Source organism: Bacillus sp. PK6-013, assembly GCF_054161445.1.
This window is the reverse complement of sequence record NZ_CP096417.1, coordinates 3,127,888-3,144,974: the sequence shown is the minus strand read 5'-3', so window position 1 is coordinate 3,144,974 and position 17,087 is coordinate 3,127,888. Positions and strand designations below refer to the sequence as shown.

The window sequence follows — 17,087 nt, the reverse complement described above, 5'->3', positions numbered from 1 at the left end:
AAGAAAAGATGTTTTTTTTTGAAATCAGGAAGCTGGCGCGCCCCATTTTACAATCAGTCCTGTATATGTAAGACCCCCGCCGAAACCGAACAGAATCAAGGTATCGCCCTCTTTCAACTTTCCGTTTTTGACGGCTTCATCAAGGGCGAGAACGATTGATACGGATGAGGTGTTGCCAAACCATTCGACGCTCGTCAGCGCTTTTTCGAGTGAAATTCCGGTTTTTTCGCAAATTGATTCGACCATTCGCAAATTCGCGCTGTGCGGGACGAACCAATCGATATCCTTCAGCTCCATTTCAGCTTGGCTAAGCAGCTTTTTGACGCCTTCGGGAATGGACCTGACCGCCCATTTATACACTTCGCGGCCGTTTTGAACCATTTTTCCTTCACCTGAGAGCGGCTCCCCTTTAAGGTCGCTGCGCAAGCCGGTTCTGTATAAATGGCGGGCTCCGTCACCTTTCGTATCCTGGGCAAAAGTAATGAAGCTTGGGGAATTGTCGTCCCGTTCGACAAGCAGGGCGCCCGCGCCGTCGCCGAACAAAATGCAAGACGCGCGGTCTGTGTAGTCGGTTGTTTTGGATAAGGTTTCACCGCTGATCACAAGAATTTTTTTGTGCAGTCCGGAAGTGATCAGGCCGTTGGCGATATGCAATCCGTATGTTAATCCCGCGCAAGTCGCATTTACATCCACCGCGCCGACTTCTTTCCATCCGAAGTGCTCCTGAACCTGGCATGCCGTGCTTGGAAAAGCATAGTCCGCCGTTGTGGTAGAGACGATGATCATGTCAATATCGTCCAGCGTGCCGTTGTATCTGCTTTGTAGATTTTCAACGGCCTTTATGCAAAGATCTGATGTGAATTCGTGACTTCCTGCGATTCGCCTTTCTTTCATTCCTGTCCGCTGAACGATCCATTCATCAGAAGTATCGACGATTTTTTCAAAGTCTTTGTTTGTCATGCGCTTTTCGGGAACATAGGTGCCGATGGCGGAAATTCGCGCTTTTGATAAAGTTTTCATGAAGTTCACTCTCCTTTTTTTTATTATAACACCTAGTATTAGTATCTGGTACTAAAATATTGATCTGATGTATACTATAAACATCACAAGTTGGGAGGAATGAACAATGTCAGGACAGAAAACGCTGGAGCTCATCAAGGAGCTCGTCTCCATCCCGAGCCCTACCGGAAATACGTATGACATCATAGACTATATCAATCGCCTATTACAGGAAGAAGGAGTCGAAACAAAGTTTAACCGTAAGGGCGGCCTGATCGCGACGATACCGGGCCGCGACAAAGCCCGGCACCGGATGCTCACCGCTCATGTCGATACCCTCGGAGCGATGGTGAAAGAGATTAAACCGAACGGAAGGCTGAAAATTGACTTAATCGGGGGGTTCAATTACAACTCGATTGAAGGCGAGTATTGCAAAATTGAAACAGCATCAGGGAAAACTTACACCGGCACGATCTTAATGCATCAGACATCAGTGCATGTTTACAAAGACGCCGGAAAAGCCGAGCGGAACCAGAAGAATATGGAGGTCCGCATTGACGAACCGGTCCGCAGTGAAGAAGAAACCCGGGCACTCGGCATCAATGTCGGTGATTTTATCTCCTTCGACCCGCGCGTTGAGATCACACCGAGCGGGTTTATCAAATCGCGTCATCTTGATGATAAAGCAAGCGTCGCCCTCCTTATTGAGCTGATCAGAACGATCAACACAGAAGGGATGACACTGCCTTACACAACACATTTTTTAATTTCCAACAATGAAGAAATCGGTTATGGCGGCAACTCCAATATCCCGCCTGAAACGGTGGAATATTTGGCTGTTGATATGGGAGCGATCGGCGATGGGCAGTCAACCGACGAATATACGGTATCCATTTGTGTGAAGGATGCCAGCGGGCCATATCACTACGGGCTTCGCAAGCGTCTGACTACTCTTTGTGAAACATACGGAATCGAGTATAAGCTTGATATTTACCCGTACTACGGCTCAGATGCTTCAGCAGCCATCAGAGCGGGCCATGATATCGTCCACGGGCTGATCGGCCCGGGAATTGACGCATCCCACGCGTTTGAAAGGACGCATCAGTCGTCCTTGGAGCAGACGGCAAAGCTGCTGTATCATTATGTCCTGTCTGACATGGCATAAAAAAGCTCCCAAAGGACCCCGGTCCCTTGGGAGTAAAAAAAGAGTGGAAGTCATCCATCCGTAGAGGATGGCGTTTACTTACCAGTAATCATAGTGTTTTTTCTTTTTGCAGTGATCAAAGTGGTCAAACTTCTTGTAGTCATAGTCATAATCATACTTCTTATAGCATGGATAATAGTAGTAATAATAGTAGTAGTAGTATTTCTTGCAGTCGTGGTCTTTCTTGTGGTAGTCAAAGTCATAATCTTTCTTGCAATGGTCATGGTAAAAATACATTAAACTTCCCTCCAGTTTTCTTTTCTAATTTAACTACAGTACATCGTATGTAAACGAAAGGAAGTTGTTTGGACAGGTTTCTTGAGCAAAATGCATATTTTAAAAAAAACGTATGTTTCTCCAAAAGCGGGAAACATACGTTTTTTTGCGGGCTGTCAGCCGGACATTTTCATATCTGCCGGCTCCCTTTGATTTAAGACGGTCTGTCCTTTAACGGCGTCATATTCACCTTCCCATTTTGACATGACCACAGCGGCAAGAGCGTTTCCGGTCAGGTTGACGACCGTTCTCGCCATATCCATAATCCGGTCGACTCCGGCAATGAAGGCCAGCCCTTCAGCAGGAACGCCGATCGTGCCCAGAGTCGCGAGAAGAACGACGAATGATGTGCCGGGAACGGCAGCCATTCCTTTAGAAGTGACCATCAGGACAAGGATGAGCGTGAGCTGCTGCCCAATGGACAGATCGATGCCGTAGACCTGCGCCAGAAACAGCGCCGCGATTGCCTGATACAGGACAGAGCCGTCAAGGTTAAATGTGTAGCCGATCGGAATGACAAACGACACAATGCCTTTCGGACAGCCGATTTTCTCCATTTTTTCCATGACGCGCGGAAGCACAGTTTCAGAGCTAGATGTACTGTATGCAAGAAGAAGCTCATCTTTCATATAGGCCAAAAATTTAAATATATTGATACCGCACAGCTTGCCGACGATCCCAAAAATGACGATCAGGAAGAAAGCAAGAGCAAGATAGACAAGCAAAACGAGCTTTCCCAATGATAAAAGCGAAGAAAAACCAAATTTTGAAACCGTTACACCAATTAAAGCAAAAACGCCGAACGGCGCGAATTTCATGACAATGTTCACGACGTGGAACATGGCTTGAGACGTTGCCTCAAAAAAGGAAAGCACAGGCTTGCCTTTTTCGCCTATGGCTGACACTCCGAGTGCGAACAGAACAGTGAAGCAAATGATCGCAAGCAGATCGCCTTCAGCGAGCGATTGGAAAAAGTTTGTCGGCACAATGTGCAGGAACGTGTCTGCGACAGATTTGGTGCTTGCCTCTTTTTCTGTTTCTACATATTGGCTGATATCCTGTTTTTCAGCACCAGAAAAGTTTACGCCGTGTCCAGGCTGAATGATATTTCCAAGGAGCAGTCCGAGCACGATCGCAAAAGTCGTAATGATTTCAAAGTACAGAATCGTCCGAAAACCGAGCCTGCCGACCTTTTTTCCGCTGCCGGCCCCTGCAACCCCGACAATCAAGCTTGAAACGACAATAGGAATCACAATCATTTTGATTAATCTTAAGAACAAATCACCGACGGGCTGCAGATACGTTGCGACCGCAGGGTTTCCGAACCAAATCGCTCCTGCTGCAACACCTAAAATTAGCCCGAGGAAAATTTGTGTGGCTAATCCGAATTTAAGTCTTTTCATAGATGCCCTCCCAACGCATGCTTAATTTATACTAGAATATTAAACTTGAGATCGTAAATTAAGTATAGCGAAAGAAAATACAGCTCGTCCATTAAAAAAATAACGTCTGAATATATTGAAAATTCAAATATGAGATGATCATCCCAGCTTAAATTCAAATCGGGACGTTCATCGGTGTATATTTCCCTAAGTGAAATAGTAAAATGTTATTAAAATAATGAATTTTGACAAGAATCTCTCTCTTTATAACTAACTTTATGACAAAAAAACGCCCCGGGGAGATCCGCCGGAGCATTTTTTAATGACGTCTATATATCTTTTACATTTAAGCATTTAGAGCAAGTGTTTCCGTAGCATTCGTGCTGCTCATCAATATCGTGACCGCATTTTGAACATTTTTTGGAAGGCAAATTTCTGAAGAACTCGGTGATTTTAGCGAGCATGTTGATTCCCCCAATTCGTTTGTTGTCATCATTGTATTATAACAGTATCCAGGAAATCAATGTCTGTTTTATGACAAAATATAAAACATGCAATTTTTAAGAAAAATGGGTATATTGAATAGGGGGACGATAGACACAAAAAAGAGGTGTGTATATATGAAGATGACAGTCATCGGCTGCTGCGGAGGATTTCCGGCTGCAAATGAAGCGACTTCAGGCTATCTCTTTCAATCCGGGGATTATTCCGTTTTAATCGACTGCGGCAGTGCCGTTTTATCGAAGCTTCAGCTGTTTCTGCCCGTTGAGGAGCTTGATGCCGTTATATTATCCCATTATCATCACGACCATATTGCGGATGTCGGCCCTTTGCAATTTGCCAAACTGGTCGGCTCATTCCTCGGCAAGGGAGCGAATGCCCTTCCGATATATGGACATCCTTTTGATGAAGAGCAGTTTTCAAAGCTTACATATAAAACGCATACCGCTGGATTGGCCTATGATCCGAAAGAGTCTTTGGCAATCGGACCGTTTACGTTCACGTTTTTAAAGACGGTTCATTCTGTTGACTGCTTTGCTATGAGGGTGACGGACGGTGTTCATTCTGTCGTTTATACAGCCGATTCGAGCTTTCAGGAAGCTTTCATCCCGTTCAGCGCAGGAGCCGATCTATTGATCTCGGAGTGCAATTTTTATGCGGATCAGGATGGGAGAAGCGCCGGTCATATGAACAGCCTCGAAGCGGGACGCATCGCTGCAGAAGCGGGTGCGGGACATCTGCTCTTGACACACCTCCCGCATTTCGGGGAACATCAAAAACTAGCAGAAGAGGCCAAAACCGTTTATAAAGGCGCGGTTGATCTGGCGCACACCGGTTATGTGTGGGGAGAATAGAAGGAGGAACTGACAAACATGCTGTTTATCGATAATCAAAATATTACAGATCCGAGGATCAACTTGGCGATTGAGGAGTACTGCTTAAAGCACCTCGATCCTGAAGAGACGTATCTGCTGTTTTATATCAACCAGCCGTCGATCATCATTGGCAAAAACCAAAATACGATTGAGGAAATCAACACAAAGTATGTGGATGAAAACGGGATCATTGTCGTTCGCAGGCTGTCAGGCGGCGGAGCTGTCTACCATGACCTCGGGAACTTGAACTTCAGCTTTATTACGAAGGACGACGGCAACAGCTTCCATAATTTTAAGAAGTTTACGGAGCCCGTTGTGGCCGCTTTAAAGCGGCTTGGTGTCGATGCGGAGCTGAGCGGCCGAAACGACTTGATGGCAAACGGCCGGAAAATTTCGGGAAACGCCCAGTTCTCAACGAAAGGGAGAATGTTCAGCCATGGCACGCTGTTGTTCGATTCTGAGATAGAACATGTCGTATCGGCTTTAAAAGTAAAAAAAGATAAAATCGAATCAAAAGGCATCAAATCGATCAGGAGCCGGGTAGCCAATATCAGCGAATTTCTCGATCAGAAGATGACGACAGTGGAATTCCGAAGCATGCTTCTCCGCTATATTTTTGATACCGAAGGGGAAATACCGGAGTATAAGCTGACTGAAAAAGACTGGAAAATCATCAATCAAATTTCAAAGGAACGCTATCAAAACTGGGATTGGAACTATGGGAAGTCTCCGAAATTCAATCTTCAGCATTCAAAACGATTTCAAGCGGGATCGGTCGACATCCGCCTGGAAGTGCAAAAAGGCGTGATCCGCGAGTGCAAAATATTCGGTGACTTTTTCGGAGTCGGCGATGTCAGCGATATTGAAGAGAAGCTGACAGGCGTACAGTATGAAAGAAAAGCGATTGAAGAAGCCCTTCAAGGCGTCGACATCAAGCATTACTTCGGCAATATTCAAAAAGAAGAATTTTTGGATCTTGTCTACTAAAAGAGAGGCTGCGGTTTCCGCGGCCCCTTTTTAACTTGAGAGGAATGGAAGATATTTTCCAACAGCCCTTGAGTGTTTTCTGTTCATTTACTATAATGGGAATAGATTTTGATTATCACAAAATGAATGGTCATTCATTCATTTTTAAGGGGTGGGAGAATGAATTTAGTTTCAAAATTAGGGGAAACAGCTCAATCAAAGCCTGACAGAACCGCTTATATTTTTGGGGAACAGACGGAAACATACGGGGGATTACAGCAGAAAATTGACTGCTTTGCAGAAGGTCTGCGCGAAATCGGGGTGGAAAAGGGAGATCATGTTGCTTTGCTTCTCGGCAATACCCCGCATTTTGTGATTGCGTTTTACGGTGTGCTGAAGGCCGGAGCCGTTGTCATACCGATCAATCCGGCCTATACGCCGACTGAGATCGGCTATATGCTGACAAATGGCGACGCAAAAGTGATCGTGGCTCTGGGACAGCTGCTTCCGCTTTACGAAAAGGTGCATGAATCCCTTCCGAAAGTCAGCTGCGTCGTGCTTTGCGAAACGGGAGAGCCGCTTCGCGAACCGGAAAGCACTGAGGTTAAGATGAAATTGAAATCGTTTACAAACATTATGAAACCTCCTGTCCGGCCGTTTCCTGAAATCGACGCCGAAGATACGGCCGCCATCCTTTATACGTCAGGAACTACGGGAAGACCAAAAGGGGCGATGCTCACACATCAAAATCTATTTTCGAATGCAAATGATACAGCCCGCTATCTAACAATGAATGAATCTGACCTTGTCGTCGCCGCCCTGCCGATGTTCCACGTTTTTTGTTTAACGGTCTGCATGAATGCGCCGCTCATGAACGGCGCAGCGATTTTGATCGTGCCGAAATTCAGTCCCGCCGAGGTTTTCAAGCTGATTAAAAAGCATCAGGCGACGATCTTCTCAGGCGTGCCGACAATGTACAATTACCTGTACCAGTATGAAGGGGCGGATGAAACCGGTTTTCGATCCATCAGGATTTGCATCTCAGGCGGAGCGGCCATGCCTGTCGCTCTCCTGAAAAGCTTTGAAGAAAGATTCGGCGTTCTCGTTTTAGAAGGCTACGGTTTGTCGGAGGCTTCTCCTGTTACATGCTTTAACCCGTTCAGCACCGGCCGCAAGCCAGGATCGATCGGCACGAACATTCTCAATGTGAAAAACAAAGTCGTCAATGAAATCGGGGAAGAGCTGCCTGCCGGTCAAGTCGGGGAGTTGATCGTTAAAGGGCCGAATGTTATGAAAGGGTACTACAACATGCCGGAAGAAACGGCCCATACGATTAAAGACGGATGGCTGTATACAGGTGATTTGGCAAAACGGGATGAAGACGGTTATTTTTATATCGTCGACAGAAAAAAAGACATGATTATCGTCGGCGGCTATAATGTCTATCCGAGGGAGATCGAAGAAGTGCTCTACCTTCATCCGGAAATCGCAGAAGCGGTGGTGATCGGAGTGCCCGACCCGAATACGGGAGAAGCCGTCCAGTGCTATGTCGTTCCGAAGAATAAAACGCTGACAGAGGATGATGTCTTGTCGCATTGCAAAAAGCATCTTGCCAAATACAAGCGCCCGGCGGCGATCGTCTTCATGGATGAAATACCGAAAAATTCGACCGGCAAAATTTTAAGGCGCGCTTTAAAAGACATTTTGACAAATCAATCTTGACACGTTAAAAGGGACGCCTGCCGCGTCCCTTTTCTGCAGTTCTCTGAGAAGAGCGTCTTTTTCCTTTTGTCGGAGAACAAAATATGTGCCCTCCTCTTCTTTCAGGATGACGGCTTCATCTTTCTTCAGCCAGACGGTGAAGTGAACGCGATGTGTGTCGGTCATGCTGATGTATCCGTGATACGCCGGAGAAGGCAGGCTATGCGCCGACTTTTCTTTCATTCTTTTCCCTTTGTTAAATGTATCAAGCAGAACGCCTATGTTGTGCCTATCTTTGATGCTGACCGTTTTTTCGCTGTCATCTGCCTGCTTCAAGATGATTTCTTCGGCATTTCTTGAGTCGAAAGGCTCCGCCATCAAGTGGAATACATAAAAGACAGTGATAGATAAAATACCGAAAAAAAGTATGATCCCCATTATTTTTTTCAGAATGATCACCTCAGGCTATTTATTTTCTCCGTTTAATGGCTTTTCATCCTAAAAAATTATGCTATAATGTTCAATAAATTATACAAATGTTCAATTTATTGAGAGGAGGCAGAAGATGAATTCGATTGAAAAACAAGTCGCAGAAAACATAAAGAGGCTGCGAAAAGTCCGCAATTACAGTCTTGATCAATTGTCATCGATGACTGGCGTCAGCAAAGGCATGCTCGCGCAAATTGAAAAAGGCTCTTCAAGTCCGACGATCACAACTTTGTGGAAGATCGCAAACGGGCTGCAAGTATCATTTACTTCCTTGGCAGAAAAGCCCGCGGGGGAGCCGACGGTCGTCAGAAAGCATGAGAAAACGCCCGTTTTGGCCGGAGAAGAAAAATACGCGGCATTTCCGCATTTTCCCTTCGACCAGAAAAAGAAGTTTGAAATCTTTTATATTGAACTTGCGCCTGGCTGTGTACACGAATCAGAGCCTCACCACGGAGGAATTGAAGAGTATGTGCTCGTCTCTAGAGGAGCGATCGCGGTGACGGCGTGTGATTACACCTGCAGCCTGAACGAAGGCGATGCGATGCATTTCACCGCAAACACCGTGCATACGTACGAAAACAACACGGAACAAACGGCATCATGTTATACACTCATTTATTATCCGTAAAGAGGTGTCAAGATGGAAAAGCACGATTCACTCAACTTTCTAGACGGGCTTCGTTCAGGGGTTTCCCTTGCCGTCGGCTACATTCCGGTCGCTTTGACATTCGGGCTTTTGGCGAAAACAACGGGGCTGTCGCTTTTTGAAACGTTTTTGATGAGCGCCCTTGTTTTCGGAGGAGCGTCCCAGTATATGTCTTTAAGCATGCTCGCCGTTCAGACGGGAATCATCGAAATCGTTATGACGACGTTCATTGTGAATATCAGACATTTTTTATTTTCGGCGACTTTGAATCAATTGGTAGAAAAAGATTCGCCTTGGAAAAAAGCGTTTTACTCATTTTTCGCGGTGACAGATGAATCGTTTGCCGTCGCTGCTCTAAGAAAGGAAAAGCTGACGACCGGGTATATGATCGGCCTTGGTTCGATCGGATATGTAAGCTGGGTTTTTTGGAGTGCGGCCGGGCATTTTGCAGGGGCCGCCATGCCGGCTGTTCTCCAGGAAAGCATGAGCATCGCCCTTTATGCCATGTTTATCGGATTGTTGGTGCCGCCTTTGAAAAAACAGCGAAAAGTCCTGCTGCTGGCGGGGGCGGCTGCGTTATTCAATACGGTTTTCCAAATGAACGGAATATTGTCGGCAGGATGGTCGATCGTCTGCGCTACGCTTTTATCTGCCGTCCTGATTGAATGGCTGTACCAATTTAGAACAGAGGGGAAGAGAAACTATGTTTAGCCCGATCATCTGGATGATTATCGGCATGGCTGCCGTTACATATGTGCCGCGGGTGGTGCCGCTTATTGCTTTTGAAAGCCTGAAGCTTCCCGGATTTTTGGAGCGCGTGCTGAAAAATGTGCCGTACGCCGTCTTAGGGGCTCTCATTTTTCCGGGAGTTTTTTTGGTGCAAAGCGGTATGCTCTACGGACTTGCCGGCGCTCTTATCGCATTTTTATTTTCCTATTTTGGAGCAAGCGTCATAGTCGTCGTGATGGGGACGATTTTGACGCTCGCAGGCGCCGGCCTCTTGCTCTCATTGTAAGGCTTGGTTCTAACTTTCGCATGAAAAGCTTACAATAGAAGTAACTGCTATGTGAGAGGAAGTGATTCGCCATGCGGAAATGGATCGCGGGAGCCGGTCTCCTGTATGTGCTGTACGGCCTTTTTTTCTATTGGTATCTCTTTATGGCCGGTGAACCCTCCGTTCCTGAGGCGCTGAAAGGGACAAGCGCAGACCCGGCGGCATTTATGAACGAAAGAGAACTCGTGCTGACGGAAGATTACTCGAAAATAAAGGACTTTCTGTTTTTTATCCGGATTCCGTTTGAATGGTTTTTATTTTTTATATTGTTGATTGCCGGTTTATCCAGGAAAATGAAAAATTGGGCGGAGCAGACCTCGAAGAGGAGAAGCATTCAAATCACGGCATATGTTTTTGCTTTGTTTCTGATCGTCACGATCGTTTCTTTGCCGCTTGACTGGATCAGCTATCAATATTCGCTTGACTACGGCATATCAACCCAGACAACCGCGAGCTGGATCAAAGACCAGGTGATCGACTTCTGGATCAGTTTTCCGATAACGGCTGCGGCGGTGATCGTCTTTTACTATTTGATCAAAAAGCAGGAAAAACGCTGGTGGTTTTATGCCTGGTGTCTGACGGTTCCGGTTACGCTGTTTTTATTTTTTCTCCAGCCGGTTGTCATTGATCCTTTATACAATGACTTTTATCCGCTGAAAAATAAAGATCTTGAACAAAGCATTCTGAAGCTGGCCGATCAGGCGGATATTCCTGCGAATCACGTCTATGAAGTGAACATGTCTGAAAAAACGAATGCGTTAAATGCCTATGTAACAGGAATCGGCGCCAATAAAAGGATTGTGCTCTGGGATACCACGCTGAACAAGCTGGATGAGCCGGAAATTTTATTCATCATGGCGCACGAAATGGGACATTATGTGATGAAGCATGTTTACATAGGACTCGGCGGGTATCTGCTTTTATCCCTTGCTGTTTTTTATGTGATCGACAAGCTGTACAAGCGGATCATCGGCCGCTATGGAAGAAGCCTTCATATTGCGGGAAAATCCGATCTAGCCGCACTTCCGCTTCTTCTGATGCTGATGGGGGTCATCTCTTTCGCGTCGTCTCCATTTACGAACGCAGTTTCGAGGCATCAGGAAAAAGCTGCTGACCAGTATGCGATTGAACTGACGCAAAACAGCGATGCAGCGGTTTCGACGTTTCAAGAACTCTCAAAAGCCGGGCTGAGCGAGGCAAACCCGCCGTTTCTCGTCAAGATTTTTAAATACGGCCATCCGACGATCATGGAACGGATTCAAAATATTGAACAACCTTCATCAGAATGAAGAAAAAGCTAGTGCTAAAAACACTAGCTTTTTCTATATGCTATTTGTTAGAATATGTTATTGAGCGGCAGCTTCGACATTGATCAGACCTTTCCCATAGTAGAAGGAGCTTCCCAAATAAGTCGCCGTGCTGGAGAGACGGTTGCGGACTTGTGAAGCTGAAAGGTTCGGATGTTTTGACAAGATCAAAGCTGCTGCTCCCGCTACATGAGGAGAAGCCATTGACGTTCCGTTCAATGTTGCATAAGTGTTCGTTGGGTAAGTGCTGTATACGCCTGCGCCAGGAGCCATGACTTCAAGCTCTGCTCCCACACTGGAAAATGAAGCTCTGTTGCTGTTAGAGTCTACCGCACCAACAGCGATGACAGAATCGTATTTCGCAGGATAGCCAATTGTATTCGTGTTTCCTGAAGATCCGCTGTTCCCTGCTGCAGCTACAACGACAACCCCTCTTGCATATGCATTGTCGACTGCCTGTTTCATCGCTGTCGAGCCTGATGCTCCCCCAAGGCTCATATTGATAACATCCATGCCGTTTGTTGTCGCCCACTCGATTCCGCTTACAATGCCGCTGTATGATCCGCTTCCGCTTGAATTCAGTACTTTAACCGCGTACAAGGATACGCTTGGCGCAACGCCTAATACACCCGTTGTATTGTCAAGCGCAGCTACTGTACCGGCAACATGTGTGCCGTGTCCGTTGCCGTCGGTGTTATAAGCTTCGCCAGCCACAAAGCTTGCTCCGCCGACTACGTTCAAGTCCGGATGAGAAGCTTGGATTCCTGTATCCAGGACGGCTACTTTTACATTCGCTCCCTTAAAGCCTTGAGCCTGCACTTTGTCCGCTTTAATGAGAGGAATGCCGTAAGGAACGGTTTGCGCCAAGGCATGGGCCACATGATCCTCTTCCACATAAGCGACATCCGGATCATTTTTGACTTCCTTAAGCGCTTCTTTGTCTAGCTTCGCTTTTGCCGCGTTGATGATTCTAAACTGCTTGTCCACTTTTCCGCCGCTCTCTTTGATGATGTCCTTTTTGACAGATGCGGTTTTCACTCCTGACTTAAATCCGACAATATAATCCTTTTCAACATTTTTCGCCGGTTGAGCAGCAGAAGCGGAATCGCTGAATGCCATCGTGAACACGAGCATGAAGGCCGTCAGCATCCCAAGCCAAAAACTCTTTTTCCTCATCATTACTCACTCTCCTCCTCTTTATTCAGAATAATTTAAATAGAAGGATAATATAATCTATTCCAATTATTCTGTTAATTTATTATAGAAAAAAAATGAATTATATGGTAGGCCTATTTTTTTGGAGGACCAATTTAAAATTTTTTGGTTATTAATAACTGTTTTAGAAAAATGTTCAGTTCGAAAGTATGAATAGACCGCTTCAGCCTGGCAGGGAAAGAGGTCCCGAGGGCCGCGAATGACAGGAGATTGCTCCATCTGATTCATTTTATGAAAATACTATTCATTTATTTTATGAGATCATTTTTTGCCGAAGGAGGTTGCGGCCTTGTCGATCATCTATTAAAATATGCAATATATCGCATACAGAAACGGGTGAAAGATATGAAATCAGCTCATGTGAAAGGTGTATTGATGGTGCTTGCAGGGGCTTCATTGTGGGGATTATCGGGAAGCGCTGCACAGTACATATTTGAAAGGGGAGCGGTTGAAGCCGGCTCGCTTGTCTCTGTCAGGCTTCTGGCATCGGGAGTCATTCTCTTGTTATATGTTTCAATGAAAAACGGTTTTCAACATGTGTGTCAGATATGGAAGAAAAAAACAGATATTTGTTCGATTTTAGTATTTTCCATTTTTGGAATGCTTGCTGTTCAATATACGTTTTTTGCTTCAATCGAAAAGGGTAATGCCGCGGCTGCTGCAATTCTTCAATACTTGGCGCCTTTTTTCGTATTGTTTTACCTATATGTTAAAAAAGAACTTCCGCCTAAGGGGAAAGATGCCGTACTTACTTTATTGGCGCTTTTCGGCGTGTTTCTTCTTTTGACAGGCGGAAGGCCGGACAGTTTGTATATTCCGGCCGAGGCCGCCGTTTGGGGCATTTTGTCCGGTGGAGCGCTTGCTTTCTATACGGTTTTTGCAGGAGGATTAATTCAATCGTTCGGTGCTTTGACGGTTACGGGATGGGGTATGCTCGTCGGAGGGGCCGGAATTTCTTTTTTGTTTCCGCCGTTTCGGTTTGACCTTTCGCACATTGGGGCAGGGGAGGCGGCAGCCATTCTGTTTGTTGTATTGTGCGGCACAGCTTTGGCGTTTGCCCTATACATCGGCAGCCTTTCTTATCTTTCCGCAAAAGAAACGAGCTGCCTGAGCTGCGCCGAACCGCTAGCGGCTGTTTTGTCGTCGGCGGTCTGGCTGGGTGTGCCGTTCAATGCCTTTCAAGGTGCCGGTACGGTAATGGTGATCATCACGGTCATCATTCTTTCCCTCAGCAGAGAAAGCAAAGCGGGGGATTCCGTGAATGAACGGGTGTAGAAAGGAGAAGGAGGCTCCTTTCTTTTTTTATAATGATAATGATTATCGTTGTCATTGGTATGAAGTGTTGCTATAATAATTTCGTCTACTACCAGAAAAGGAGATACATATGAAGCACAAGTATTTTGCTATTTTATTCCTATTGATGATATCAGTGTTGACAGCCTGCTCGGGGGGAAGCGAAAGTACGAAAACCTCCAGTCAGGATTCCGTGACAGTTAAGCACGACTTAGGAGAAACGAAAGTAAAGAACAATCCGAAAAAAGTTGTGGTTCTTGAATTGGGTTTTATTGATGCGCTCCTTGATGCGGGCATTAAGCCTGTCGGGATTGCGGACGACGGCAAACCTAAGTTTATTAACGAGAAGGTCAGAGAAAAAATCAAAGGGTATACTTCAGTCGGTTCGCGCGCCCAGCCAAGTTTTGAAAAAATTGCTTCTTTAAAGCCCGATTTAATAATTGCCGATTCGAGCAGGCACAGCGGTGTCTATGATAAACTGGCGAAAATTGCGCCGACAATCGCGCTGAAAAACTTGAATGCAGATTATCAGGACACGCTTGACGCGTCTCTTACGATTGCGAAAGCCGTCGGCAAAGAAAGCGCAATGGAGAAAAAGTTGGCTGAACATAAACAAAAGCTGAATGAATTGAAACAGAAATTCGGGAGCCGGAAACAGAGCATTCTTCTGCTCGGAAACACAAATGAAGCAATCACTGTGCGCGACGAAAACTTTTTCACGTCTCAGCTTCTGACGAAAATCGGCTATACATACGGTGTCAGAGACAGCAGCAAAGGCGATGGCGAAAACGGTGAATCCGTCAATATTAAAATGACGCTTGAGCAGCTGCTTGAGAAAGACCCCGACACCATTGTCCTGATGACGGGAGAAAAAGATAAAGTCGATGAAGACGGGAAAAGACCCATTGAAAAAGACCCTCTTTGGAAAAAGCTCAGCGCTGTCAAAAACGGCAAGGTTTATGAAGCCGACAGATTCGCCTGGTCGCTCCGCCGCAGTATTGACGGAGCAGATGCGCTGATAGATGAAATCGGTCAGCATCTTCTGTCTGAGGATCAAAAGAAATCTTAAGAGTCTGCCAGCTTGCTGGACGGGATGACGCATGCTTTTTACAAAAGCATGCGCTTGTTTTTTTCTAAAGGAGTGACCTGTTTTGATATATATGAAACGTTTTGCACCGCTCATTTTTGTTTTTCTTTTGCTCGCGGGTTTTGCGCTTTCTGTTTCAATCGGTTCGTCAACGATTGCGCTGCCCGACATTTGGGCAGCTGTGTTTATGTACGACGGTTCAAAATTGCACGCGATTATTCAGTCCATCCGAATTCCGCGCGCCTTGGCCGCCGCATTCATCGGCGCGAATCTAGGGGCCGCGGGCGCACTGATGCAGGCGGTGACAAGAAATGCGCTGGCATCTCCGAGCATCTTCGGAATCAATGCAGGGGCCTCTCTTGCTGTCGTATGTTTGACGGTGATGTTTCCTGCGCTTGCCGCTCCCCAGACAGCGATGGGAGCCGCTTTTGCCGGCGGTGCCGCGGCCGCGCTGGTCGTGTACGCGGTTGCCTCAGTATTCAGCGAACACGACAGGGATATCAGCTTTGCCTTGATCGGTGTCGTCATTCAGGCGATCATTGCTTCGATGACGCAAATGCTGCTCATTTTTCATGAAGAGTCGACGGAAACGCTATTGTTTTGGCTCTCCGGTTCTTTAGCGGGGAGCTCGTGGGATAAGCTTCATTTGTTGATTCCGGTAAGCATGGCAGGTTTGTTGACGGCTTTGGCCTTAGGGAGGGCGGCTTCCGTCATGAGTCTCGGAGATGATGTGTCACATGGGCTGGGACAAAATGTATGGCTCAGCAGATTGTTCATCGCTTTCACTGTTGTCGCGCTGGCAGGAGCATCGGTGTCCGCTGCCGGACCGATTGGTTTCATCGGTTTGATGGTTCCTCATATGATCCGGTATCTGATGGGGGCTGACTATCGGTTCGTGATTCCGTATTCGGCATTGCTAGGAGCCGTTCTTTTGCTGTTTGCTGATATTCTGTCCCGCTTTGTCTATTTTCCGTACCAAACGCCGGTCGGAGTTGTCACGGCAATGATCGGGACGCCGTTTTTCATCTATTTGGCGAGAAGACGGAAAAAGGGGGCGGCATGATGAACAATGCGGAAAGAAAAATGAAAAGACGGCGCGGGCAATCGGCGCTTGTCCTCTCTGCGTTATGCGCCTGTTTGTTGATGCTCATTGTACTCAATTTGGCGATCGGCGATGAAAACATCGGACTGTGGGACGTAATGAAATCACTGGCAGGGCAAGGGGATGCAGGAGTCCGCTTCTTGGTGATGGAATTTCGAATGCCGCGCATCCTTCTCGCTGTGCTTGCCGGAGGGGCGCTTTCAATCGCAGGTGTAGTCGCACAATCGCTGATGAAAAATCCGCTGGCCGCCCCTGACACGCTTGGCATTACAGGAGGAGCGGGATTGGGCGCTGTGATCGTTACGGTCTTGTTTTCACAGCAAAGTCCGCTTCTGCTGACAGGCGCCGCCTTTTCAGGAAGCGTTTTGGCTGCGGCTCTCGTCTATTTATTGGCTTATCGAAACGGGATTTCTCCTGTGCGGCTGGCGCTTGTCGGGATCGCGGTCAATGCTTTTTGCCATTCGGGTATTCAGCTACTCATTTCAAGGGGGAGCCCGAATGTCAACAACGCATTAATTTGGCTGAATGGAAGTCTGTGGGGGAGAGACTGGGATGATGTACTGTCTCTTTTCATATGGTGTTGTCTGGTCATTCCTCCGATATGGTTTGCGGCAAAACCGCTCGATATCATCAAATCAGGGGACGGGATTGCCGTCGGCCTCGGCATCCGGCTCGAAAGAACGCGATTTCTGCTGCTTGCCGGTGCGGTCCTACTGACAGCTGCGGCTGTGACCGCCGTGGGAACAATCGGTTTTATCGGGCTGATGGCGCCCCATATCGCAAGAAAGCTGGCAGGGGCTGAAACGAGGATCTTGATTCCCGTTTCAGCGCTCGTCGGCGGCATCGTTCTTTTGATAGCCGATGCCGCCGGAAGAGGCCTTGTTCCGCCGCTTGAAATACCGGCTGGATTGATCGCAGCCATTATCGGCGGTCCGTATTTTATCTATTTACTGCGCCGCGAAGCGAGGCAGGGGAGAGTATAAAAAAGAC

At 46.8% G+C, this 17,087-nt stretch carries 18 protein-coding genes; 12 read left to right on the top strand and 6 right to left on the bottom strand.

What is annotated here, in order from left to right; translation table 11 throughout:
• Window positions 1-24 precede the first annotated feature (24 nt).
• Entirely contained in the window at window positions 25-1,020 is a 996-nt protein-coding gene (locus M1E03_RS15915) for a ketoacyl-ACP synthase III (RefSeq protein WP_268461578.1), read from the bottom strand.
• A 106-nt stretch (window positions 1,021-1,126) separates the two neighbouring features.
• Between M1E03_RS15915 and M1E03_RS15910 the strand changes: the two genes are divergently transcribed.
• Window positions 1,127-2,164 carry a M42 family metallopeptidase gene (locus M1E03_RS15910; RefSeq protein ID WP_458110506.1) on the top strand — a complete coding sequence of 346 codons (1,038 nt, stop codon included), beginning with the start codon at window positions 1,127-1,129 and terminating at the stop codon, window positions 2,162-2,164.
• 78 nt (window positions 2,165-2,242) lie between these two features.
• Here M1E03_RS15910 and M1E03_RS15905 read toward each other — a convergent pair whose 3' ends face one another.
• The 3 genes from M1E03_RS15905 to yhfH form a co-directional block, all read right to left on the bottom strand.
• Window positions 2,243-2,440, bottom strand: coding sequence for a hypothetical protein (locus M1E03_RS15905; RefSeq protein WP_003180298.1), 198 nt, complete (start codon window positions 2,438-2,440; stop codon window positions 2,243-2,245).
• A gap of 155 nt (window positions 2,441-2,595) precedes the next feature.
• Complete coding sequence (locus tag M1E03_RS15900; protein WP_003180300.1) at window positions 2,596-3,882, bottom strand: cation:dicarboxylate symporter family transporter; 1,287 nt, start codon at window positions 3,880-3,882, stop codon at window positions 2,596-2,598.
• Between the two features lie 308 nt (window positions 3,883-4,190).
• Window positions 4,191-4,325: a protein YhfH gene (gene yhfH / locus M1E03_RS15895; RefSeq protein ID WP_003180302.1), complete on the bottom strand. Its 135-nt coding sequence runs from the start codon at window positions 4,323-4,325 to the stop codon at window positions 4,191-4,193.
• A 156-nt stretch (window positions 4,326-4,481) separates the two neighbouring features.
• Here yhfH and M1E03_RS15890 point away from each other — a divergent pair, with 156 nt between their 5' ends.
• The 3 genes from M1E03_RS15890 to M1E03_RS15880 all read left to right on the top strand — a co-directional run bounded on the left by M1E03_RS15890 (window position 4,482) and on the right by M1E03_RS15880 (window position 7,925).
• Window positions 4,482-5,216, top strand: a complete 735-nt coding sequence (locus M1E03_RS15890) for an MBL fold metallo-hydrolase (protein ID WP_458110505.1) — start codon at window positions 4,482-4,484, stop codon at window positions 5,214-5,216.
• A gap of 18 nt (window positions 5,217-5,234) precedes the next feature.
• A complete protein-coding gene (gene lplJ, locus M1E03_RS15885; protein WP_003180306.1) occupies window positions 5,235-6,224 on the top strand; it encodes a lipoate--protein ligase LplJ in 990 nt (329 codons plus the stop codon).
• Between the two features lie 159 nt (window positions 6,225-6,383).
• Window positions 6,384-7,925, top strand: coding sequence for a fatty acid--CoA ligase family protein (locus M1E03_RS15880; protein WP_059231183.1), 1,542 nt, complete (start codon window positions 6,384-6,386; stop codon window positions 7,923-7,925).
• Here M1E03_RS15880 and M1E03_RS15875 read toward each other — a convergent pair.
• Window positions 7,896-8,342 (bottom strand): hypothetical protein, encoded by a 447-nt coding sequence (locus M1E03_RS15875; protein WP_020450817.1) that lies wholly within the window; start codon window positions 8,340-8,342, stop codon window positions 7,896-7,898. The genes M1E03_RS15880 and M1E03_RS15875 overlap by 30 nt on opposite strands.
• A gap of 127 nt (window positions 8,343-8,469) precedes the next feature.
• Here M1E03_RS15875 and M1E03_RS15870 point away from each other — a divergent pair, with 127 nt between their 5' ends.
• The 4 genes from M1E03_RS15870 to M1E03_RS15855 all read left to right on the top strand — a co-directional run bounded on the left by M1E03_RS15870 (window position 8,470) and on the right by M1E03_RS15855 (window position 11,382).
• The gene (locus M1E03_RS15870) at window positions 8,470-9,021 is read left to right on the top strand and encodes a helix-turn-helix domain-containing protein (RefSeq protein WP_003180313.1); all 552 of its coding nucleotides are present in this window, start codon (window positions 8,470-8,472) and stop codon (window positions 9,019-9,021) included.
• Between the two features lie 12 nt (window positions 9,022-9,033).
• Window positions 9,034-9,750, top strand: a complete 717-nt coding sequence (locus M1E03_RS15865; RefSeq protein ID WP_003180314.1) for an AzlC family ABC transporter permease — start codon at window positions 9,034-9,036, stop codon at window positions 9,748-9,750.
• Window positions 9,743-10,054, top strand: coding sequence for an AzlD domain-containing protein (locus M1E03_RS15860; protein ID WP_025811755.1), 312 nt, complete (start codon window positions 9,743-9,745; stop codon window positions 10,052-10,054). The genes M1E03_RS15865 and M1E03_RS15860 overlap by 8 nt, the downstream gene beginning before the upstream one ends.
• A gap of 71 nt (window positions 10,055-10,125) precedes the next feature.
• Window positions 10,126-11,382, top strand: a complete 1,257-nt coding sequence (locus tag M1E03_RS15855; RefSeq protein WP_458110504.1) for a M48 family metallopeptidase — start codon at window positions 10,126-10,128, stop codon at window positions 11,380-11,382.
• 57 nt (window positions 11,383-11,439) lie between these two features.
• Here M1E03_RS15855 and M1E03_RS15850 read toward each other — a convergent pair whose 3' ends face one another.
• Entirely contained in the window at window positions 11,440-12,576 is a 1,137-nt protein-coding gene (locus M1E03_RS15850) for a S8 family peptidase (protein WP_023856571.1), read from the bottom strand.
• 384 nt (window positions 12,577-12,960) lie between these two features.
• Here M1E03_RS15850 and M1E03_RS15845 point away from each other — a divergent pair, with 384 nt between their 5' ends.
• The 4 genes from M1E03_RS15845 to M1E03_RS15830 all read left to right on the top strand — a co-directional run bounded on the left by M1E03_RS15845 (window position 12,961) and on the right by M1E03_RS15830 (window position 17,080).
• Complete coding sequence (locus M1E03_RS15845) at window positions 12,961-13,890, top strand: DMT family transporter (protein ID WP_035339432.1); 930 nt, start codon at window positions 12,961-12,963, stop codon at window positions 13,888-13,890.
• A gap of 109 nt (window positions 13,891-13,999) precedes the next feature.
• Window positions 14,000-14,977: an ABC transporter substrate-binding protein gene (locus M1E03_RS15840; protein WP_026579952.1), complete on the top strand. Its 978-nt coding sequence runs from the start codon at window positions 14,000-14,002 to the stop codon at window positions 14,975-14,977.
• 82 nt (window positions 14,978-15,059) lie between these two features.
• Complete coding sequence (locus tag M1E03_RS15835) at window positions 15,060-16,058, top strand: FecCD family ABC transporter permease (RefSeq protein WP_026579951.1); 999 nt, start codon at window positions 15,060-15,062, stop codon at window positions 16,056-16,058.
• A complete protein-coding gene (locus M1E03_RS15830; protein ID WP_458110808.1) occupies window positions 16,058-17,080 on the top strand; it encodes a FecCD family ABC transporter permease in 1,023 nt (340 codons plus the stop codon). Before M1E03_RS15835 ends, M1E03_RS15830 begins: the two co-directional genes overlap by 1 nt.
• Window positions 17,081-17,087 lie beyond the last annotated feature (7 nt).